The sequence below is a fragment of the Streptomyces sp. NPDC127098 genome, from assembly GCF_042722465.1.
In the GTDB taxonomy this organism is placed as follows: domain Bacteria; phylum Actinomycetota; class Actinomycetes; order Streptomycetales; family Streptomycetaceae; genus Streptomyces; species Streptomyces millisiae.
Map to the genome: position 1 here is coordinate 1 of NZ_JBHXFJ010000030.1, position 20,819 is coordinate 20,819.

A 20,819-nucleotide genomic window follows, 5' to 3' on the forward strand; every position below is an offset into this window, starting at 1 on the left:
CCTTTCGGGCCCCTCCGGGCTTCCCTTCGGTGTTCACTACTTTAGAACCATCTCCCGCCGGATTCCAAATCCGGCCCCGGAGAAGCTGTTTCAGGCAACCCAAAACAGACCCTCGCGGGCAGAGCGTTCAAAGAAGTGGATTGCGCCCTTTACGAGCGCTTGGGCAACGTTACGCCCTCACCTCAACGGCGTCAACTTGAGGTCAACTCGCCTCGGGGAGCGCGAACTCGGCCCACACCGCCTTGCCGCCCTCGGGCAGTCGGCGGGCGCCCCACTCGGCCGCGATCGTCGCCACCACGGCGATCCCGCGCCCCGCCTCGTCGGCGGGCGCGGCCTGTTGGCGGCGCGGCAGGTGCTCGTCCCCGTCCGTCACCTCGACGATCAGCCGGCGGTCGGTGCGGCGCAGCCGCAGGCCCATCGGGGCGCGGCCGTGCTTGAGGGAGTTGGCGACCAGCTCGCTGGCCGCCAACACGCCCAGTTCGCGGAGCTCCTCGGGGAAGCGCCAGCTGGCCAGCACCCCGTCGGCGAAGGCGCGGGCGCGCGGGGCCGCCTCGACACCGCCGAGCAGGTCGAGGGCGGCGCCTCTGAAGAGGTCGGCCTCCTCGCCGTGCCGCTCGGGGCAGCCGAGGACGAGGACGGCCACGTCGTCGTCGTGTTCCTCGGTGATGCCGAGGGCGCGGAGCAGCCGGCCGCAGATGATGTCGGGGCCGCCGCCGCTGCCGGTGCCCGTCAGGGCGCGCTCCAGGGCGTCGATCCCCTCGTCGATGTCGGCGTCCCTGCGCTCGACGAGGCCGTCGGTGTAGAGGACGGCGGTGGCGCCGGGGCCGAAGGGGACGGTGCCCGAGCTGTGGATCCAGCCGCCGGTGCCGAGCGGTGGCCCGGTCGGCTCGGTGACCCGGGTGATGGAGCCGTCCGGCTCCTGGATGAGGATCGGCAGGTGGCCGGCGGAGGCGTAGCTGAGCGTGCCCTCGTTGGGGTCGTAGACGGCGTAGACGCAGGTGGCGATCTGGCTCGGGTCGATGTCGGCGGCCAGTCCGTCGAGGAGTTGCAGCACCTCGTGCGGCGGGAGGTCCAGTCGCGCGTAGGCGCGCACGGCGGTGCGCAGCTGCCCCATGATCGCCGCGGCGCGCATGCCCCGGCCCATGACGTCGCCGATCACGACGGCGGTGCGGCCGGCGCCCAGGGTGATCACGTCGTACCAGTCGCCGCCGACGGCCGCGTCGATGCCGCCCGGCTGGTAGGTGGCGGCGACGCGGAGGTCGTCCGGCTGCTCGAGCTCCTGCGGGAGGAGGCTGCGTTGGAGGGTGACGGCGGCGGCGCGCTGCTGGGCCTCGCTCTCGCGCAGCCGCTCGGCCGAGACGACCTGGTCGGTGACGTCGGAGGCGAAGACGAGCACGCCGCGGGCGGCCGGCCCCTCGGGGGTGGCGAGCTGGACGGGGGTGCAGGTGAAGGTGAAGTAGCTGTCGCGGCTCGGTCCCGGGACGCGGCGTGACTTGAGGGTGCGCGGGGTGCCGCTGCGCCTGACCTGGTCCATGAGGGGGAGCAGGCCGAGCTCGACGAGCTCGGTGAGGGAGTCGCGGGCGGGCGCGCCGGGGGTGCGGCGGCCGAAGTGGGCGGCGTATGCCTCGTTGACGTAGGCGACGCGGTGGTCGCCGCCCTGGACGACGGCCACGGGGGCCGGCACCTGGCCGAGCAGCTCGTGGACGGCGAGGGCGTCGACGCCGTGGCCGGCGTACCCCGGTCTGCCGTGGGGGGCGGTGCTCTGCTGCTCGCCGCGGGCGGCCGGTACGCCGCCGGTGGAGCCGGGCTCGGTTCCGGTGGGGGCGTGGCGCCGCTGTGCTCCGGGCAGCCGGATACCCCAGCGCGTCAAATTCACAGCGTTCCGATCCGATTCGTTCTGCTCTGTGCGTTCCGTGGTGTGCGTGTGCGTTCGTTGGTGTCGGTGCGGTGTCGATCTCTACAGGGCGCTGAGCGGGAGCACACCCATGGTCACATGCGCGAGGCGGGTCAGGTGTCCTCGGGGTGGCGTCCGGTGCCCGCGGCGAGCTCGAACTCGGCCCTCGGGTGTTCCAGGGAGCCGAGGGAGACGATCTCACGTTTGAACAGCCCGGCGAGGGTCCACTCGGCGAGGACGCGAGCCTTCCGGTTGATCGTGGGGACGCGACTGAGGTGGTAGACGCGGTGGACGAACCAGGCGGGGTAGCCCCGGAGCTTCCTTCCGTAGACCCGCGCGACGCCCTTGTGCAGGCCGAGCGAGGCGACGGATCCGGCGTAGCGGTGACGGTAGTCGGTGAGGGGTCGGCCGCGCAGCCCTGCGACGAGGTTCTCGGCGAGCCGGCGTGCCTGGCGGACGGCGTGCTGGGCGTTGGGCGAGCAGCGGGCGGCCGGGTCGGCGGGCTCGGCGGTCAGGTCGGGGACGGCGGCGGCGTCGCCGGCGGCCCAGACGTGGTCGACCCCTTCGACGCGGAGGGTGGCGGCGCAGCGGACGCGGCCGCGTTCGTCGAGGGGGAGGCCGAACTCGCGGAGCACCGGATTGGGCTTGGCGCCGGCGGTCCAGACCAGGGTGCGGGTGGGGTGGCGGCTGCCGTCGCTGAGGGTGGCCACGCGGTCGGCGCAGGACTCGAGGCGGGTGGAGAGGCGCACGTCGATGTTGCGTCCGCGCAGCTCGCGCAGGGCGTAGGCGCCCATCTGCTCACCCACCTCGGGAAGGATCTTCTCCGTTGCCTCCACCAGGATCCACTTCTGCTCCTCCGGTCGGATGTTGTGGTAGTAACGGCTCGCGTAACGTCCCATGTCCTCCAGCTCGGCGAGGGCCTCGACGCCCGCGTAGCCGCCTCCGACGAAGACGAAGGTGAGGGCGGCGTCGCGGACCGCGGAGTCGCGGGTGGAGGAGGCGATGTCGAGCTGTTCGAGGACGTGGTTGCGCAGCCCGATGGCCTCCTCGACGGTCTTGAAGCCGATGCCGTGCTCGGCGAGCCCCGGCACGGGAAGTGTGCGCGAGATGGAACCGGGGGCGACGACGAGTTCGTCGTAGGTCAATCGGAGTGGTTCTCCGTCGGACTCGCGCGTCGCGAGCGTGCGCACGGTGACGGTGCGGCGCGTGGGGTCGACGGCGACTGCCTCTCCTGGGACAAAGCGGCAGCGGGCGAGGACGCGGCGCAGGGGAACGACGACGTGTCGTGGCGAGATGGAGCCGGCGGCCGCTTCGGGAAGGAAGGGCTGGTAGGTCATGTACGGCTCGGGGCTGACCATGGTGATCACGACGTCGCCGCGTCTCAGCTCGCGCCGGAGCCTGCGCTGGAGGCGATGCGCGGTGTAGAGACCGACATAGCCCCCACCGATCACGACGATGTGCGTGGGTTGCTTCGTCACCCGTCCATGAGGCACCCGGGGGCGCGCTTTTGTCCACAGGTTGGTACGGGGTGGTGCTCCGATCGAGGGCGGGCGGGGGCCGGGGAGGCGTGGGGCGCGCCTGATCCGCGGCCACTCGACCGTGGCGTTTGTATGGCTTCTTCGGCTTATGGGGCGTCTTGGCGCTGTAGGGGGCTCTTGGGAGCTCTTGGGGTCACTTGCTCCTTCTCAGTGTCAGTGCCCTCAACTATGTTCGTACTCACAGTTAGGGGCGGTCACTCCGTCCCTCGGACCGGGGGAAATCGATATGCCTATGCAGGGATCTGAGGCGGCGGAGGCGGGGAGCTCCGAGGGGAAGCCGGCGCCGTTGCGGGTGGACGCGCAGCGCAATCTGCGGCATGTGCTGAGCGCGGCGCGGGACGTGTTCGGCGAGCAGGGTTACGGGGCGCCGATGGAGGAGGTGGCCCGCCGGGCGCGGGTGGGCGTCGGCACGGTGTACCGGCGGTTCCCCAACAAGGAGGCGCTCGTCAGATACATCGCGGAGGAGGAGACGCAGCGGTTGACGGCCAGGGCGCGGGAGGCGCTGGCCGGGGACGAGGAGCCGTGGGGGGCGCTGGCGGGGTTCGTGCAGCGGTCGGCGGCGGGCGGGGCGGGGCGGCTGTTGCCGCCCGAGTTGTTGACGGCGAGCACGGCGCCGGCGAGCACGGCGCCGGCGGGCGGGGCGCCGGCCGGCGGGTCCGAGGCGGGCGCCGGGGAGCGGGTGCCGCACCAGCGCGGGGCGTCGGCGGCGCGGCCGGGGAGCGCAGGCACGGTGGAGTTGCTCTCGGCCGTGGGGCAGTTGGTGGAGCGGACACGGGCGGCCGGGGAGCTGCGGGCCGATGTGACGGTGTCGGACCTGATGTTGGTGATAGCCACCACGCCGCCGCGCATCGAGGACCCGGCGCGGCAGTCGGCGGCCGGTGAGCGGCTGCTGGAGATACTCCTCCAAGGGCTGCGGGCGGAGCGCGTGTTGGGGAGATGACCCTCGGACGAGTGGTTCTCGGGCGACTCCGGCTGGGTGGCGCGTTTCCTGTGGCAACCTGAGCGCTGTCGCTGACGCCAATGTAAGTACGAGGGCTCGCCGCATGGTCGTTGAGGGGCAGGACGACGATTCCAAGGTTCCACGGCAGCGTCCGCGTCTGGAGGCGGAGTCGTCGGCGTCGGCCGATCTCGCGCTCGTCGACGGGATGCGTCGGGGTGATCCGGGGGCGTACGACGAGTTGTACCGGCGCCATGCGGACGCCGTGCGCCGGTACGCGCGCACCTGCTGCCGGGACACGGACACCGCGGACGACCTGACCAACGAGGTGTTCGCCGCCACCCTCCAGGCGGTGCGGCGGGGCGCGGGCCCCGACACGGCGGTGCGGGCCTATCTCCTCACCTCGGTGCGGCGGGTGGCGGCGGACTGGGCGCGCACGGCGAAGCGGGAGCAGCTCGTCGAGGACTTCGCCGCGTTCGCGGTGTCCGCCGCCGCGGTCCAGGCGGGCGGCCCGGCCACACACGAGTCCGGCGCGGACGTGCGGGCCATGCGCCAGGCGGAGGAGTCCATGGCGGTGCGGGCGTTCCGCAGCCTGCCCGAGCGCTGGCAGACGGTGCTGTGGCACACCGCCGTCGAGGACGCGTCGCCGCGCGACGTGGCGCCGCTGCTCGGTCTCACGCCCAACGCGACGGCGGTGCTCGCGCACCGGGCCAGGGAGGGCCTCAAGCAGGCGTACCTCCAGGCGCACGTGAGTCGGGCGTTGACGGACGGCGGGGACTGCGCGCGGTTCGCCGACCGGCTCGGCGCCTACGCCAGGGGCGGCCTGCGGACACGGGCCGAGCGGGGGCTGCGGAAGCACCTGGAGGAGTGCGCGCGGTGCGCGGTGGCCGCGTCCGAGGTGCGGGACGTCAACGCGCACATCCGCGCGGTGCTGCCGATCGCCGTCATCGGCTGGTTCGCGGCCGACTCCTCGCTCAAGGGGGCCGCCCTGTGGCTCGGCGCGGCCGGCGCCGGAGCGACCGCCGGCTCGGCGGCCGCGGCCGGCGGGGCCGGGGGCGGCGCGGCGGCGGAGGGTCTCGGCGCGCCGGTGAAGGCCGGGATCGCGTCGGGCGTGGTGGTCTCGGCGGTGGCGGCGGTGCTGGCGATGGCGCTGCTGGGCTCCGAAGGGGAGGACCCGCCGGAGGCGGCGGCGCCGGACGACGCGGCGCCGGCCGAGCCGGAGCCGCGCCCCGAGCCGACTTCCGAGCCGGTGGCCGAACCAGAGCCGCTGCCGCTGCCCGAACCGACGCCCGAGCCGTCCCCGTCCCCATCCCCGTCCCCACCCCCCTCGCCCGAGCCGGTGCCACCACCGCCGCCGCCCTCCCCCGAGCCGTCCCCCTCGCCCACGCCCGAACCGGCGCCTCCCCCACCGGCGCCCGAGCCGTTGGAGCCGTTCGAGCTGCGACACCTGGCGTTCGACGTCTCCGGCGACGACACGACGCCGACCGTCCGGCTGCTGGGGAGCAGCCCCGTCTGGCAGCGGGACGGCCTGACGATCGGCGGCCGGACGTACGAGCACGGGATCACCGTGGGTGCCTGGTCCTCGGTGACGATCGACCTGAACCTGGCCTGCGTCACGTACCAGGCGCTGGTGGGTGTCGACGACCTGGCGGGGGGCCTCGGCGCGGCGGTGTTCAGCGTCTACGGGGACGACCGGATGCTCTGGGAGTCCGACGTGGTGTCGGGCGGCGACGAGGCGGTGCGGATGAGCGTGCCGCTGACCGGCGTGGAGACCCTCCGCCTCGACGTCCACGGCGAGGGCTGGCTCGGCGCCACCACCGTGGCCGACTGGGCCGACTCCGAGATCACCTGCGAGTAGGCCTGCCGGCCTACCGGCTCGAAGGGCCGGTTCCCCACGGCACCTGGACAGCACAGGCCGGGCGGCGGGCCCGCCGAGCCAATCGGTGCGGCACCGCGGCCGGCACGGGCCACGGTGCCGGGCCGCCGGCCCGAAGGGCCGATCGGTTGCGGTACCTAGTCGGCGCGGCCGCGCTGGGCCGCAGGCCGGAGGAGGCCGCGCTCGGCCGTCACGGCTGCGCGCCGGGCGGCGGGCCCGCCCGGGCCCCCGGGCCAATCGGTGTGGGGGCCCGGACGGCACGGGTCACGCCCCGGGCCGCAGGCCCGAAGGGCCGATCGGTTGCGCCGCCCGAACCGCACACGCCGTGCGCCGGGCCGCAGGCCCGGGGCGCCTGGACGGTGGGCCCGCCGGGTGTGCCGGCCGGCGATACCTGGAACGAGTGAACCGAGCCGGCGAAGCCGGCCGGGCCGGCTTCGCGGGCCGTAGTGGCCGCGTCACGGCGCTGCCGCGCGCCAGCGCCTCGCGTCGCCGCGTCAGAGCGTGACGCCGCTGGTGACGGCGCGGGGGTCGTGGTTGCCTTCGGCGGTCCAGCAGGAGCCGCGGCGGGTGAGGAGGCGGCGGAGCCAGACCTCCGTGGAGACGAGTTCGGCGAGGCCGTCGAGTGGGAGGCGCTCGCCCTGGGCGGCGGCGCGCAGCGCCTTGCGGACGACGCGGGCCTCGATCAGGCCCGCGTCGGCGAGCAGGGGCGCGTCGAAGAGGTTCACCAACTCGCCGATGTTGGCGCGAAGTCCCGCTCGCACGGATTCGGTGTGCGAGGCGTGGGTGGTGGCGCCCCAGCCGGGCGGCAGTTCGCGAACGCCCGCGCCCTCCAGCACGGCGCGCAGCACGTCCGCACGCGCCCCCGGCTGCACCCGCAGGCTCTCGGGCAACGCCTGGCAGGCCCGCACCACCTGGTTGTCGTAGAAGGGGGCGTGCAGTCGCTGGTGTCTGACCTCGGCGGCCTGCTCGAAGACCCGGTGGTCCGCGGCGTGTCTGGCCAGCACGGCGCGCGCCCGCTGCTCGCCGGGGCGCGAGCTGGCGGAGGCCGAGCGTGGCCGCGCGGCCGCGGCTTCGAGACGAATCGATACTTCGGCCAGCGCCTCACCGGTCAGCCAGCGCGCCGCCGGGCCCGGGCGGCACCAGGCGAGCGCGGCCAGCGAGGCGCCGAGCGCGCCGTCGGCGTCCGGCGCGTCGCCGTCCGGGCCCTCGATGGTGTTGCGCAGCGCCAGCGCCGCCGAGGAGAGGCCCTCCGGATAGGGGGTGCGGGCCAGTCGCCGCGCCGCCCGGTAGAGGGTGAACGGCACCAGCATCGCGCGGCCGCCCCCGCCGCTGGCCTTGGCCAGCGCGGTCGCCGGGCGCAGCAGGTGGCGGCGTCTGCGGTCGAGCAGCAGGTCGGCGAGGCGGGCCGGGTGTGCGTCGAGGACCTGCCGGGCGCCGTGCCCGACGAGGTGGTCGGCGCTGCCGGCGGACAGCCGGTGGCGGTGCCGGGCGGCGGTGATCAGGGCCGGTCCCGGCTCGTCGGTGAGCGGCCCGTTCTCCAGGTCGGCGTAGGGCAGGGCCTCGTCGCCGGCCGCCACCACCACGTGGTGCAGCCGGGGGTTCTCGGCGATGGCGCGGGCCCGCTCGAGTTCGGCGGCGCGCGCGATGCCGCCGGGGCCGCCGCCGCCCGCGGTGAGGTCGTTGAAGGTGACGGCCAGCAGCCGCTCGCCGGCCTGGGTGGCGCCGGTGCCGAAGACCGTGCCGGGCATCCCCGGCAGTCCGGCGGCGAGCAGCGCGAGGGTCGCCGAGGCGCTGCCGCCCGAGAGGTCGGCGCCGACCCCCGGCGCGGGCTCGGGGCCGAAGCGCGCGGCGCGCCGGTCGGCCGGGCCCATGCCGGGCACCGGGCCCGCGTCGCGCGCCGGCGTGTGTCGGGGTGCCGCGAGCCGGGTGCGGACGGCCTCGACGAGCGCGTCCCGGACGCCGGAGACGGCGGCCTCCCGCTCGACCGGGGGCGCGGCGACGACCAGCGGCGCGGTGGGCTCGTAGCCGACGACGTCGTGGCTGCCGCCCTCGCGCAGCATCAGCGCGTGCCCCTGCGGCACCCGGTGCACGCCCCGGTAGGGGGTGCCGGTGCCGAGCGCCTCCGGCGCCTCGGGGGCGGCGAGCAGCGCGGCGAGGTGGGCGACGTCCAGCTGGGCCTCGGTGAGGTCGGCCAGCGGCAGGGCGGCGGTGGCGTAGGCGGAGCCGCCGGCCCAGTCGGCGTGGAAGACGGGGCGGGTGCCGGCGAGGTCGGCCGGGATGACGGTGCGGCGGCCGAACCGGGCGATGGCGGTGTAGCTGCCGGGCCAGGTGGTGAGCTGGCGGAGTGCGCCGGCGCGCGCGGAGACGAGGGAGCGGCGCAGGGTGGCGTCGTCCGCGCCGCAGTAGCCGAAGACGGCGAGGTGGGTGTCGCCGTCGGCGTACACCAGGCGGATCTCGTCGGCGCGCCAGTCGCCGACCGCCCAGAGGGGGTCGGGCCCCTCCCACAGCAGTTGCGCGCCCAGCGGTTGGATGTCACGGGCAGCGCTGGCGGACGCCCCACACCACCCGACCAACCACCGCATCGCCGCCTCCCCCACGGAAGAACACTGAAAAACCGCGCCGTCGTTGAGCCCATGCTGCCATGCGGCCGGCGGGAACGGGGCATGCCGGGGCGGTGGTTCGCCCCATGTGACGCGGCACATGGCGAACCACCTGATCACATCCGCCGGTTGTCGAAGGGGCGTGCGACGACGCCCGGTGCGGCCGGCGGCCCGGGAGCCGGAGGCCGATCGGGGGCCGATCGCGGACCGGTCAGCCGACCGGTCGCCAACCGACGATTATTGGCCAAACTCTGGCTGGGGAACGGCTCATGAGGCGATCGCCCCTGGGCAGGAGATGTTGTGGTCCGGGAGACGCTGTCCGCCTCCCGGACCAGACCGCCGTCCGCGGGGAATGAGACGGCGGCTTCCCCCGGCCCGCTTGCGCCTTCAAGGTGCTGCCCTCGAGGCAGCGGGCCGACCCACGCGGTACACATCGAAGCGCCGACCCCCCGCACTGCCCAGAGCGCACACCCGGGCGCACGGCCACATGCCCGGAGCACAATCCACTGGCGCGTCAGCGCTCGTACGCGCGTACGGTCACAAATCCGCCATCCGGGATCCACCCCCTTAACGGTCAGCAGGCACCGAACTACGCTGGGTTGGCGGAGGCACGGAAAGGCCCCGCGCTGGTCGTGGGGCTGCCGTTGGTGTGTCAGGGGTACGCGCATGTCCAGGGAGCCACGCGGGCCGAACGAGAAGCTAGGGGCAGTTCTCGCTCTTGCGGGAATCAGCAACGCGGGTCTAGCCCGCAGGGTCAACGATCTCGGGGCCCAACGGGGATTGACGCTGCGATATGACAAGACGTCCGTCGCCCGCTGGGTGACCAAAGGCATGGTGCCACAGGGCTCAGCCCCCCATCTGATAGCCGCCGCCATCAGCAGCAAGCTGGGGCGTCCGGTGCCGTTACACGAGATCGGCCTCGCGGACACCGATCCGGCGCCCGAGGTGGGTCTCGCCTTCCCACGGGACGTGCCGAGCGCCGTCGAGTCCGCCACCGAGCTGTACCGGCTCGACGTCACGCCAGGCAAGGGCATCTGGCAGTCCCTCGCCGGCTCGTTCGCCGTCACCGCCTACGCCACGCCCGTCTCGCGCTGGCTGATCAGCCCGGCGGACGCCTCGGTCGCCAGGGAGGCGCCGGCACCCCAGGAGGGCACCTTCGGGCGGGTCGGTCACTCCGACGTGTCCAAGCTCCGCGAGGCCGCCGAGGAGGCCAGACGCTGGGACTCCAAGTACGGTGGCGGGGACTGGCGTTCCTCGATGGTGCCGGAGTGTCTGCGCACCGACGCCGCGCCGCTGCTGCTCGGCAGCTACAGCGACGACGTGGGCCGGTCCCTGTTCCGCGCCACCGCGGAACTCACCAGGCTCGCCGGCTGGATGGCGTTCGACACCGGCCAGCAGGAGGCCGCCCAGCGCTACTACATCCAGGCGCTACGGCTCGCCAGGGCCGCGGCGGACGTGCCGCTCGGCGGCTACGTGCTGGCGTCGATGTCGCTCCAGGCCACCTACCGCGGCTTCGCCGAGGAGGGCGTCGACCTGGCGCAGGCGGCCCTGGAGCGCAACCGCTCGCTGGCCACCGCCCGCACCATGAGCTTCTTCCACACGGTCGAGGCGCGGGCCCTGGCCAAGGCGAAGGACGCGGCGGGCTGTGGCCTGGCGCTGTCGGCCGCCGAGGGCTGGCTCGAACGCTCGCGCGACGGGGACGGCGATCCCAGCTGGTTGGACTTCTACACCTACGACCGGCTCGCCGCCGACGCCGCCGAGTGCTACATCGACCTCAAGGTGCCGGGACAGGTGCGGCGCTTCACCGAACAGGCGCTCTCCGAGCCCACCGAGGAGTTCGTCCGCTCGCACGGCCTGCGCCTGGTGGTGGGGGCCGTCGCCGAGCTGGAGTCCGGCAACCTGGACGCGGCCTGCGCGGCCGGCGCCCGGGCCGTGGAGGTCGCGGGGCGCATCTCGTCGGCGCGCACCACGGACTACGTCCGGGACCTGCTCAGCCGTCTCGCCCCCTACCAGCACGAGCCCTCGGTCAAGGAGTTGCAGGAGTTGGCGCGCCCGCTGCTCACGGCTCCGGCATGATGTCGCACATGACAGCGGCACGGGCTCTGCGAGGGGTGGCGTACGACTGTGACGTGGTGGTGGTCGGGGGCGGCATCGTCGGCCTCGCCACCGCCCACGCGCTGCGCGCCGCGCGGCCGGGTCTCGTCGTCACCGTGCTGGAGAAGGAGCCGCGGCTCGCCACGCACCAGAGCGGCCGCAACAGCGGGGTGATCCACAGCGGCGTCTACTACCGCCCCGGCTCGCTCAAGGCGCGGCTCGCGGTGCGGGGCGCGGCGGAGTTGAAGAAGTTCTGCGCCGAGCACGGCATCCCACACGCGGTGCCCGGCAAGCTGATCGTCGCCACCTCGCCGGCGGAGCTGCCGCGACTGCACGAGCTGGCCCAGCGGGCCAGGCGCAACGGCGTGCCGGTGCGGGAGTTGGGCCAGGCGCAGATGGCCGAGTACGAGCCGGGCGTGCACGGGGTCGCGGCGCTGCGGGTGTTGACCACCGGGCAGTGCGACTTCGGCGCGGTGGCACGGCGGTTGGCGGAGCTGGTCGACGTGCGGCGGGGCGCCGAGGTCGTCGCGATCGACCGGCGCCCCGGGCTCGGCGTCGCGATCCGCACGGCGCGCGGCGAGGTGCTGCGTGCCCGTGCCCTGGTGAACTGCGCCGGCCTGCACAGCGACCGGATCGCCCGGCTGGCCGGCGACGACCCGGGGCTGCGGATCGTGCCGTTCCGCGGCGAGTTCCACCGGCTGCGTCCCGAACGGGCCCACCTGGTGCGGGGCCTGGTCTACCCGGTGCCTGACCCGGCGTTCCCGTTCCTCGGCGTCCACCTGACGGTCGGCCTGGACGGCGAGGTGCACATCGGGCCCAACGCGGTGCTGGCGCTGGCCCGCGAGGGATACGACTGGGGCGTGGTCCGGCCGGCCGAGCTGGCGGACGCGCTGGCCTACCCGGGGCTGTGGCGGATGGCCGCCCGCCACTGGCGGGCCGGCGCGGGCGAGCTTCTCCGCTCGCTCTCCAAGCGGGCCTTCACGGCGGCGGTGCGGCGACTGCTGCCGGGCATCGAGGAGGACGACCTGCTCCCGGCGCCGGCGGGCGTCCGCGCCCAGGCGGTGCGGCCGGACGGCGGCCTCGTCGACGACTTCCACATCATCGAGCGCCCGCACACCGTGCACGTGCTCAACGCGCCCTCCCCCGCCGCCACCGCGTGCCTCCCGATCGGCCAGGAAATCGCCGACCGGACACTGCCGGCGCTGGCCGGCGTAGCCGGCCGGTGAGCGCCGGCCGGGTGCGGCCGGCCGGTACGCCGCCGCGCACCGCCCCGCCCGCACCCGGCCCGGCCCTCCGGGCGCGAGCCGTTCCACCGTGCCGGAGCCGGTCGACGCGGATTGACGCCCAGCGAGGCGGCCCCCGGCGCCAGCGCTGGCCGGCGTCAGGCGGCCGGCCGCCGGTATCCACCGCCGGCGAAACCGGCGGCCGGGCGAGCCCACTAAAATCGGGCGTACTGTGATCGACAAGCACTCCTCAAAGATGTTTCCCTCCGGCGGCGGGCCGGCCGCCGATCCGGCGGGGGATCGGCACGAGCGCCGGATCCGGAGCTTCCAGCCGCGCCGCAGCCGGGTCACCCCGGCGCAGCGCGAGGCCCTGCTGCGGCTGTGGCGGCGTTGGGGGGTGGAGGTCGACGGGGACGCCGGGCTCGACCTCGCGGCGCTCTTCGGCGGCCTGCCCGTGGTGCTGGAGATCGGCTTCGGGATGGGCGAGGCGACCGTGGAGATGGCCGCCGCCGACCCGGGGATCGGGATCCTGGCCGTCGACGTGCACACTCCCGGCCAGGGCAACCTGCTGCGGCTCGCCGAGCGCGAGGGGCTGACCAACGTCCGGGTGGCCAACGGCGACGCGATCATCCTGCTGCGCGAGATGATCGCCCCGGGCGCCCTGGCCGGGATCCGCGTCTTCTTCCCCGACCCCTGGCCCAAGAAGCGGCACCACAAGCGCCGCATCGTCCAGCCGGAGTTCGTCGAGCTGGCCGCGTCCCGGCTGCGCCCCGGCGGCCTGCTGCACTGCGCCACCGACTGGGAGCCGTACGCCGAGCGGATGCTGGAGGTGTTGTCCGCCAGCCCGTCCCTCGTCAACGCCGTGTCGTCCGGCGGCTTCGCGCCGGACCGGGCGGGCGGGCGGCCGCTGACCAGGTTCGAGCGGCAGGGGCTGGCCAAGGGCCACGTGGTGCGGGACCTCCTCTTCCGCCGCCCGGACTGACGCGGACTGACGCCGGTCCGGCGACCGCCTGGCGGCCGGATGGCGGCCGGATGACGTCCGACTCCGGCCGGCGAATGGCCTGTTGGCGTGTCGGCGCCAGGACGTACAGTCAGGGGGTGCCCCCTGCGCTCCCCCCACGCGACCGTGCTCCCCGTCTGCGCCCGCTGGCCGGCATCGTGGGGCCGCTGGCCGTCTGCGGCGTGGTCGCGGCGGTGCTCGTGGGGCGCGAGACCGGCTGGGCCGGGTTCGGGGTCGGCTTCGCCCTCGCGTTGCTGCCGCTGCCGCTGCTGGTGCTCACCTTCCGGTGGATCGACGCGGTGCTGCCCAAGCCGCCGCGCACGCTGGCGTTCGCCTTCGGCTGGGGCGCCTGCGTGGCCACCCTCATCGCGCTGTTCGCCAACGGGCTGCTGGTGCGGGTGCTCACCGGCTCCTCGGCCACCCTGGCGCCGTCACACGCGGACACCCTGGAGATGACGGTGATCGCGCCGGTGGTGGAGGAGACGGTCAAGGCGATCGCGGTGTTACTCGTCTTCCTGCACCGGCCCGAGGCGTTCAACGGCGTGCTGGCCGGCCTGGTGACCGCCGGCATGAGCGCGGCCGGCTTCGCGTTCACCGAGAACATCCTCTACCTGGGCAGCGCCTTCGACCAGGACCTGGAGTGGGGCCCCGAGACGGCGCTCGACTCGGCGACCGTGGTGACGTTCGTGGTGCGGATCGTGCTGGCGCCGTTCGCGCACCCCGTGTTCACCGCGCTGACCGGCATCGGCTTCGGCTTCGCGGCGATGCTGGCGCCCGACCGGCGCGCCCCGCGGTTCGGGCTGCCGCTGCTCGGGCTCGCGGCCGCGATGCTGCTGCACTCGGTGTGGAACGCGTCGACCTCGCTGCCGTTCCTCGGCTTCGCCGCGGTCTACGCGCTGGTGATGGTGCCGGTCTTCGCCGCCCTGTGCTGGCTGGCCAGCACCGCCAGGGACCGCCAGCTGCGCCTCGTGCGGCGCACGTTGCCGGTGTACGCGAGCGCCGGCTGGCTGTCGCCCGAGGAGCCGGCCGCCCTCGGCTCGCTCGGCGCGCGCGCCGCCTCCCGCCGGCTGGCCCGCCGCCGGTACGGTCCCGCGGGTGTCCGCGCCGTCGCCGAGTACCAGGCGGCGGCCACCACGCTGGCGCTGCTGCGCGAGCGCGCCGACCGGGGCGCGGCCGGGCTCGACTTCCACGCCAGGGAGCGGGCGCTGCTCGGCCGCCTGTGGCGGCAGCGCGCCGTGGCCGGCCCGCTGACGGTCGCCTCGGCGGAGGAGGCCAGGGCTGCCATGGCCGCCGAACGGGCGGCCTGAGCGGGCGGCCTGAGCGGGCCGGTCACCGGGCAGGCGGCGCCCCGGTCGACTCCACGATCCGCTTGAGCCGGTTCAGGTCGGCGGCGACCGTGTCGGCGTCCCGCCGGAAGTCGGCGTCGCTCATGCCGGGCCGCCGGCGAAGGGTGAACACCACCTCGCTCCCGGCGCCGTCGGCGATCACGCGGACCGGGTTGTGGACGGTCTCGCCCGAGGGCAGCGTGACGTCGTGGTCGAGTACGCCGAGGTCGTTGTCCGGGGCGAAGGAGATCTCGACCCGGCCCATGGGCGAGGACGTCGCCACCCAGCGTCCCTCGATCCGCTCGACGGTCCCGGTGCCGCCGAGACCGTGGGCCCATTCGGGCAGGTTGGCCGGTTGCGAGGCGTAGGCGTAGACGTCCTCGGCGCGTCGGCCGACGCGGACGCCGAGGTGGCGGGATTCCCAGGCTGCGCTGTTCATGGCGGCGACGGTAGTGGGCCGCCGCGGTCGGTTTCTTGAACGAATCGGCCATGCACGGGCGACGCGCGGCGCCGCGGGGGGCCGCCTTGCCGCGCGCGTGCGGCGTACCGCGTCCCGGCTTGAGGGCTGCGCGGCCGCGCCCACCACGCGCTGGCCGGGCGCGGCCATCGCGTGGCACGCGCGCGGCGCTTCCCCGGTAGCCGGCGCCGCGCCGGCGCGCCACCACCTCGGCACCACGTCCGTCGCGAGCCCCTCCGACCCGGGCCACCAGACCGTCGCCCAGCCAGCGCAGCGCTAACGCAGCGACACCCGAGGCCCGTCCGTGGCGCGGGCGTGGGCCAGCAGCCACTGGCGTTCCTCGGCGCGCAGCTGTCCCGGCAGGGTGAAGCCGACGAGGTCGATCCGGGCGGAGACGTCGAGGTGGTCGAGGAGCCGCGCCACGACGAAGCCGGTGCTGGCCTCGGCCGCCCACCGCGACTCGCCGATCAGCGCCGGGTCGCGGACCGGCCGGCTCAGCGACCAGTCGCCGAGGAAGTCCTGCGCGCCCGGCACCAGGCGGCGGCGGATCGCCTCCCGCCACTGGGCCGGCTCCTCGCCGAAGACCAGCCGGGTGCGGGCCTGGCGCCGCCAGCCGGGGCCGCCGCTGCGGCAGGAGACGGCGTGCACGTCGACGCGGTCGCCGGTGGACGGGGCGTCGGTCTGGAACGAGTCCACCCGCACCACCACGTCGTAGCCGTCGATCACCCCGCCCAGGGCGCTGCCGGCGAGCCCTTCGCCGTTGGCCACCACGCACACCCGGCGCCCCACCAGCTGCCCGCGCAGGTCGCCGACGCCGATGGTCCGCGCGCCGCGCGTCACCAGCTCCGGGTCGGCCTCGCCGGTCAGCGCGCGGCTCCGCTCATGGGCGTCGGCCGCCTCGCGGTCCCGGCCGTCGGCTTCCAGCGCGCGGGCGCGCAGCCGCCAGGCTGCCCCTGACCTGCTGCGCAGCGCCACCGCCGAGTCGGCGACCCGGCGGGCGAGACGCACCTCGCCGGCGTCCAGCGCCCGGCGTCCCACCGTGAGCAGCGCGTCGAACGCGCGGTTGGCCGACGGCTCGTGGGCGGCGTGCTCCACGACCAGCGCGCCGACGGCCGCGACGAGCTTCCTGTCCTCGGGTCCGGTGGCGACGTACGCGGCGCACTCCCGCACGCAGGCGGTGAGGAGGTCCTCCGCCCGCGCGACGCTTCCCGGCCGCAGCCTCAGCTTCATACCCCGACTGTCGCCGAGCCAGGCGGCGCCCGGGTGAACGCCGGTTTGCGGTGAGCGGTCGCCGGCTTACGTCCGGCTGACGGCCGGGGTCGGATTTGACGTGGACGGCCCTGGCGCGGGGGACCGACGGACCGTAACGTCTCCCTCACACACCGCTGGGATGGAGCGCGATGTTCACCGATCACCAGCTGCAGCTCCGGGAGCGTTTCCTGGCCGCGCCGGTCGCCCCGGCGCCGGCTCCCTGGCGGCCGGTCTTCCGTCCCGGTCCCGCCGTCCGCATCGGCGGGCTGCTCGGCATCGGCTTCGCCGCCGACCCGGTGACCGGCCGGGACCTGGTCATGATCGTCTCGCAGGACGGGCACGGCGTGCTGGACGGCGCCACCGGCACCGTGCTGGCCCGGGACCGGGACCCGGACCCGGATGTCTGCGACCCCACGGGTCCCTTCCTCACCTGCCCCGGGCTCGGCCCGCTCGCCGGCCTCCAGGTCCGCATAGCGGGCCTCTACGGCGGCGGGCTGCACGCCACCACGGCCGACGGCTGGACCCTGGACGTCGTCAGCCCGGACTGGCCGCACCAGCGCGTGCTGCTCTCCACGGACGGCGGCCTCTGCCACGGCCCGGCCGGCGGCTGCTGGTGGCACATCCACCACGCCACCCACGCCACCCTGCGCACCGCGGGCTTCTCCCCCTCGGGCCGTACCCTCGCCATCGCGACCAGTGCCGACCTGACCCTCCTCAGCCGTGCCGACACCTCGTCAGAACCGAACGGTCACAAGACGAACGGAAACGGTCATCCCCGCGCAACATCTCGCGCGTGAACAGTTCGGTTCACGGTACTTCTCGGTAGGCAACACGGCGCAACACGGATACGCCTCCGGCATTCGACCGAAACAGCGCTGACGGAACCTCGTGGGGCACGCCGGTCACGTCCGTATCACCCCGGTACGGCCTGATCGTTCACGCACCACCGCGACTCCGGCCGGTCCCCCGCCCACCGCCACGGCCACGGCCCTGGCCTCCGGGCGCCCGCTCGCCGCGCGTCGCGCCCCAAAGGAGGCAACATGGCAGTGGCAGCTTCGCGCCGCGACTTCCTGAGATCCGTCGGCGTCGCCGGCGGCGCCGGAGTGCTCTACTCCACCATGGGCGCCCTCGGGCTCGCCCCCGTCCCCGACGCCCGCGCGGAGGCGTACCGCCCGCCGTCGCCCGGCGACTTCACGCTCTCCGGCCGCGCCGCGAAGAAGGTCCTGATCCTCGGCGCCGGCGTCGCCGGCCTTGCCACCGCCTACGAGTTGGGCAAGGCCGGGTACGACTGTCACATCCTGGAGGCCAAGGACCGCCCCGGCGGCCGCAACTGGACCGTGCGCGGCGGCACGACCGAGACCGACCTCGACGGCCGCACCCAGCGCGCCACCTTCTCCGACGGCGAGTACCTGAACGCCGGGCCCGCCCGGCTCCCGCAGTCCCACGTCTCGCTCGACTACTGCCGCGAACTCGGCGTAGAGCTCCAGGTGTTCACCAACCAGAACGCCAACGCCTACATCCACCACGCGAACGTCCCCGGCGCCCTGGCCGGGCAGTCGGTGCGCTGGCGCACCGCCAAGGCCGACGTCTACGGCTACGTCTCCGAACTCCTCGCCAAGGCCACCGACCAGGGCGCGCTCGACGCCGAACTCACCGCCGACGACAAGGAGCGACTCCTCGCCTTCCTGCGGAACTTCGGCGCCATCGGCGGCCGCGCCGACGGCTGGTCCTACACCGGCGGCAGCCGCCGCGGCTACTCCGTGGAGCCCGGCGCCGGTCTCGAGGCGGGCACCGTGCTCGGCTCGGTGCCGGCCATGTCCGACGTGATCTCCAGCGGCATCGGCACCCGCTTCTCCTTCGAGTTCGGCTACGACCAGGCCATGCTCATGTTCCAGCCGGTCGGCGGCATGGACGCGATACCGCGCGCCCTCGCCGAGGCGATAGGCCGCCGCCGCGTCAGCTACGGCGCCGAGGTCACCGCCGTCACCGACCGCGCCGACGGCGCCGAGGTGACCTGGCGGGACGGCCGGGGCCGGGTGCGCACCGAGACCGCGGACTTCGTGGTCGCCGCCATCCCGCCCATGGTCATGGCCCGCGTCCGGCACAACCTCGGCGCGGACGTGACCGCGGCGCTCCGGTACGCCACGCCGACCCCGGTCGGCAAGATCGGCCTGGAGTACCGGCGCCGCTGGTGGGAGTCGGACGAGCACGTCTACGGCGGCATCACCAACACCGACCTCGACATCTCCACCATCTGGTACCCCTCCCACGGCTTCCACGGCCGGCGCGGCACCGTCGTCGGCTACTACAACTTCGGCGACAACGCCCTCGCCTACAGCCGGCTGCCGCACGAGGAGCGGCTGGCGCGCGCCCTCGACCGGGGCGTCCGCGTACACGGCGAGAAGTACCGCTCGGAGCTGGCCCGTTCGTTCAGCGTGGCCTGGCACCGCACGCCGTTCATCGAGGCCGGCTGGGTCGGCTGGCCGTCCCAGACAGGACCCGAGTACCGGCTGCTCAACCAGCCCGCCGGGCACGTCTACTTCGCCGGCGACTGGCTCAGCCACGCCATCGCCTGGCAGCACGGCGCGTTCACCTCGGCCCGCAAGGTCGTCACCGAGATCCACGAGAGGGTGCTGTCCGCATGACCATCGCGATCCCGCGGAAACTGACCGCGCTCACCGCCACCGGCCTCCTGGTGCTCGGCGGCGCCACCCTCGCCGAGGCGAACGGCTGGTGGCAGCCGCGCCCCACCCAGGTGCGGGTCATGCTGCCCGAGGGCAACACCAACCCGGCCATATCCAACGGCGTCGCCATGGGCGGCCAGGTCGCCACCTACGCCAGCAGCGGCCTCGGCCCCACCGCCCTCAACCCGTCGGCGCCCGCCGGCTCCCCCGAGCGCTACACCGACCCGTCCCTCACCGAGGGCGCGCAGGGCGTCACGGTCACCGAGGCGCAGGCCCTGGTCGTGCTGCGCAACATCGTGGACAACCTGGCGGCGGCCGGCCTGCGCCCGGAGGACGTCGTCACGATGAAGTGCTACCTGATGGCGCCGCCCGGCGCGGCCACCGCGGACTACGCCGGCTGGAACCGGGCCTACCGCCAGTACTTCGCCAACGTCGACCTGGCGACCGAGGAGGTGATCCCCGTCCCGATGGGCACCTCGGCCCCCGAGCCGCCGCTCGTGGTCAACGACGCGCGCCCGGCCCGCGCCACCATGGAGGTCGCCTCGCTCGCCGTCCCCGGCTGGCTGGTGGAGGTCGAGGTGACGGCCACCTATCCGAACCGGCGTTAGTCCCTGATCGGCGTGCCGTCCGCCGCGATCTCCCGGAAGCCCAGGTAGGGCGCGAGCGCTTCGGGCAGCGCGATCGAACCGTCCGCCCGCTGCCCGTTCTCCAGCAGCGCGGCCAGGGTGCGGCCGACCGGGAGGCCCGAGCCGTTGAGCGTGACCACCGGCCTGGGCTTCCCGTCGGCGCCCCGGGTGCGAATGTTGGCGCGCCGCGCCTGGAAGGTGCCGAAGTTCGACACCGACGAGATCTCGCGGTAGGTGTCCTGGCTCGGGAACCAGACCTCGATGTCGTAGGTGAACTGGGCGGAGAACCCGGTGTCGCCGGCCGGGAGGACGATCACCCGGTAGGGGAGGCCGAGTTCCCTCAGGCAGGCCTCGGCGTGGCCGAGCATCCGCTCCAACTCCTCGTCCGCGTGCTCGGGGTCGCAGATCCGCACCATCTCCACCTTGGAGAACTGGTGTTGCCGGATCAGCCCCCGGGTGTCGCGGCCGTAGGAGCCGGCCTCCGAGCGGAAGCACGGCGTCAACGCCGTGAGCGCGACCGGCAGTTCGGCGGGCGGGATGATCTCGTCGGCATAGAGGTTGGTCAGCGGCACCTCGGCTGTCGGGACCAGGAACAGCTCCCGGTCACCGACGCCGGTCCTGAACAGGTCCTCCTCGAACTTCGGCAGCTGCCCCGTACCGGTCATCGTCCGCCGCGTGACCAGGAGCGGCACCGCGTGCTCCACGTAGCCGTGCCGGCGGGTGTGCAGATCCAGGAAGAACGCCCCGAGCGCCCGCTCCAACGCGGCCCCGGTACCACGCGAGACGGCGAAGCGCGGCCCCGACAGCTTGGTGGCCCGGCCGAAGTCCAGGATGCCGGCCGCCTCCCCGAGGTCCACGTGGTCCTTCGGCGCGAACGAGAACACCGGCGGCTCCCCCACCCGCCGGACCTCGACCGCGAACTCCTCCGTGTCCCCGTCGGGCACCCGGTCGTCCGGCAGGTTGGGAATCCCGAGCAGCAGCGTCCGCAGCTCCTCCGCCGCCGCCTCCTGCTCAACCTCCACCTCCCGGACCCGCTCCTTGATCTCCCGGGCCCGCTCCTTCGCCTTCGAGACGTCCTCCCCGCGCCTCGCCCCCTGCTGCACCTCGGCCGCCACCCGCTTGCCCTCGGCCCGCAGCTCGTCCGCCGCCCGGATGGCCCCGTTGCGGCGGGCCAACAGCCCCTCCACCGCGGAGGGATCCAACGCGAACCCACGACGCGCGAGCCGCCGAACCGCCTCTTCCCCCATCTCCAGCAGGGCGCGGGCATCATGCATGAGGAGTTTCCCCGTTTCTCCGAGTTCTCCGACGAGTGGC

Annotated in this window: 15 protein-coding genes; 9 read left to right on the top strand and 6 right to left on the bottom strand. The window is 74.5% G+C overall.

Annotation, left to right across the window (positions count from 1 at the left end; all coding sequences use genetic code 11):
* Positions 1-202: 202 nt before the first annotated feature.
* Positions 203-1,876 carry a SpoIIE family protein phosphatase gene (locus ACFWI8_RS19720; RefSeq protein ID WP_387093018.1) on the bottom strand — a complete coding sequence of 558 codons (1,674 nt, stop codon included), beginning with the start codon at positions 1,874-1,876 and terminating at the stop codon, positions 203-205.
* 131 nt (positions 1,877-2,007) lie between these two features.
* Positions 2,008-3,372: an NAD(P)/FAD-dependent oxidoreductase gene (locus ACFWI8_RS19725; protein WP_387093021.1), complete on the bottom strand. Its 1,365-nt coding sequence runs from the start codon at positions 3,370-3,372 to the stop codon at positions 2,008-2,010.
* A 292-nt stretch (positions 3,373-3,664) separates the two neighbouring features.
* Here ACFWI8_RS19725 and ACFWI8_RS19730 point away from each other — a divergent pair, with 292 nt between their 5' ends.
* On the top strand, positions 3,665-4,372 hold the full coding sequence (locus ACFWI8_RS19730) for a TetR/AcrR family transcriptional regulator (protein ID WP_387093024.1): 708 nt from the start codon (positions 3,665-3,667) through the stop codon (positions 4,370-4,372).
* A 103-nt stretch (positions 4,373-4,475) separates the two neighbouring features.
* Entirely contained in the window at positions 4,476-6,227 is a 1,752-nt protein-coding gene (locus ACFWI8_RS19735; RefSeq protein ID WP_387093027.1) for a sigma-70 family RNA polymerase sigma factor, read from the top strand.
* A 512-nt stretch (positions 6,228-6,739) separates the two neighbouring features.
* Here ACFWI8_RS19735 and ACFWI8_RS19740 read toward each other — a convergent pair.
* Positions 6,740-8,827, bottom strand: coding sequence for an asparagine synthase-related protein (locus ACFWI8_RS19740; protein WP_387093029.1), 2,088 nt, complete (start codon positions 8,825-8,827; stop codon positions 6,740-6,742).
* Between the two features lie 684 nt (positions 8,828-9,511).
* Between ACFWI8_RS19740 and ACFWI8_RS19745 the strand changes: the two genes are divergently transcribed.
* The 4 genes from ACFWI8_RS19745 (at position 9,512) to ACFWI8_RS19760 (ending at position 14,469) form a co-directional block, all read left to right on the top strand.
* Positions 9,512-10,921, top strand: coding sequence for an MFS transporter (locus ACFWI8_RS19745; protein ID WP_387093032.1), 1,410 nt, complete (start codon positions 9,512-9,514; stop codon positions 10,919-10,921).
* 8 nt (positions 10,922-10,929) lie between these two features.
* On the top strand, positions 10,930-12,165 hold the full coding sequence (lhgO, locus tag ACFWI8_RS19750; protein ID WP_387093034.1) for an L-2-hydroxyglutarate oxidase: 1,236 nt from the start codon (positions 10,930-10,932) through the stop codon (positions 12,163-12,165).
* Positions 12,166-12,418: 253 nt separating this feature from the next.
* Positions 12,419-13,144: a tRNA (guanosine(46)-N7)-methyltransferase TrmB gene (trmB, locus tag ACFWI8_RS19755; RefSeq protein ID WP_387093210.1), complete on the top strand. Its 726-nt coding sequence runs from the start codon at positions 12,419-12,421 to the stop codon at positions 13,142-13,144.
* Between the two features lie 116 nt (positions 13,145-13,260).
* Complete coding sequence (locus ACFWI8_RS19760) at positions 13,261-14,469, top strand: PrsW family intramembrane metalloprotease (protein ID WP_387093037.1); 1,209 nt, start codon at positions 13,261-13,263, stop codon at positions 14,467-14,469.
* A 22-nt stretch (positions 14,470-14,491) separates the two neighbouring features.
* On the opposite strand, the gene ACFWI8_RS19765 is transcribed toward ACFWI8_RS19760, so the two are convergent.
* Positions 14,492-14,926, bottom strand: coding sequence for an SRPBCC family protein (locus ACFWI8_RS19765; RefSeq protein ID WP_387093040.1), 435 nt, complete (start codon positions 14,924-14,926; stop codon positions 14,492-14,494).
* 294 nt (positions 14,927-15,220) lie between these two features.
* A complete protein-coding gene (locus tag ACFWI8_RS19770) occupies positions 15,221-16,174 on the bottom strand; it encodes a hypothetical protein (RefSeq protein WP_387093042.1) in 954 nt (317 codons plus the stop codon).
* 170 nt (positions 16,175-16,344) lie between these two features.
* On the opposite strand from ACFWI8_RS19770, the gene ACFWI8_RS19775 reads away from it, so the two are divergent.
* The 3 genes from ACFWI8_RS19775 (at position 16,345) to ACFWI8_RS19785 (ending at position 19,487) form a co-directional block, all read left to right on the top strand.
* A complete protein-coding gene (locus ACFWI8_RS19775) occupies positions 16,345-16,992 on the top strand; it encodes a hypothetical protein (RefSeq protein WP_387093045.1) in 648 nt (215 codons plus the stop codon).
* Positions 16,993-17,235: 243 nt separating this feature from the next.
* Positions 17,236-18,840 carry a flavin monoamine oxidase family protein gene (locus tag ACFWI8_RS19780; RefSeq protein ID WP_387093048.1) on the top strand — a complete coding sequence of 535 codons (1,605 nt, stop codon included), beginning with the start codon at positions 17,236-17,238 and terminating at the stop codon, positions 18,838-18,840.
* Positions 18,837-19,487, top strand: a complete 651-nt coding sequence (locus tag ACFWI8_RS19785) for a Rid family hydrolase (protein ID WP_387093051.1) — start codon at positions 18,837-18,839, stop codon at positions 19,485-19,487. The genes ACFWI8_RS19780 and ACFWI8_RS19785 overlap by 4 nt, the downstream gene beginning before the upstream one ends.
* Here the strand turns inward: ACFWI8_RS19785 and serS are convergent.
* Entirely contained in the window at positions 19,484-20,779 is a 1,296-nt protein-coding gene (gene serS / locus ACFWI8_RS19790; RefSeq protein ID WP_387093054.1) for a serine--tRNA ligase, read from the bottom strand. The genes ACFWI8_RS19785 and serS overlap by 4 nt on opposite strands.
* Positions 20,780-20,819 lie beyond the last annotated feature (40 nt).

Excerpts from the sequence above, each read along its gene's own strand:
- ACFWI8_RS19730 (WP_387093024.1), top strand. The coding sequence starts at position 3,665 with ATGCAGGGATCTGAGGCGGCGGAGGCGGGGAGCTCCGAGGGGAAGCCG.
- ACFWI8_RS19735 (WP_387093027.1), top strand. The coding sequence starts at position 4,476 with ATGGTCGTTGAGGGGCAGGACGACGATTCCAAGGTTCCACGGCAGCGT.
- ACFWI8_RS19740 (WP_387093029.1), bottom strand. The coding sequence starts at position 8,827 with ATGCGGTGGTTGGTCGGGTGGTGTGGGGCGTCCGCCAGCGCTGCCCGT.
- ACFWI8_RS19745 (WP_387093032.1), top strand. The coding sequence starts at position 9,512 with ATGTCCAGGGAGCCACGCGGGCCGAACGAGAAGCTAGGGGCAGTTCTC.
- lhgO (WP_387093034.1), top strand. The coding sequence starts at position 10,930 with ATGACAGCGGCACGGGCTCTGCGAGGGGTGGCGTACGACTGTGACGTG.
- trmB (WP_387093210.1), top strand. The coding sequence starts at position 12,419 with ATGTTTCCCTCCGGCGGCGGGCCGGCCGCCGATCCGGCGGGGGATCGG.
- ACFWI8_RS19765 (WP_387093040.1), bottom strand. The coding sequence starts at position 14,926 with ATGAACAGCGCAGCCTGGGAATCCCGCCACCTCGGCGTCCGCGTCGGC.
- ACFWI8_RS19770 (WP_387093042.1), bottom strand. The coding sequence starts at position 16,174 with ATGAAGCTGAGGCTGCGGCCGGGAAGCGTCGCGCGGGCGGAGGACCTC.
- ACFWI8_RS19775 (WP_387093045.1), top strand. The coding sequence starts at position 16,345 with ATGTTCACCGATCACCAGCTGCAGCTCCGGGAGCGTTTCCTGGCCGCG.
- ACFWI8_RS19780 (WP_387093048.1), top strand. The coding sequence starts at position 17,236 with ATGGCAGTGGCAGCTTCGCGCCGCGACTTCCTGAGATCCGTCGGCGTC.
- ACFWI8_RS19785 (WP_387093051.1), top strand. The coding sequence starts at position 18,837 with ATGACCATCGCGATCCCGCGGAAACTGACCGCGCTCACCGCCACCGGC.
- serS (WP_387093054.1), bottom strand. The coding sequence starts at position 20,779 with ATGCATGATGCCCGCGCCCTGCTGGAGATGGGGGAAGAGGCGGTTCGG.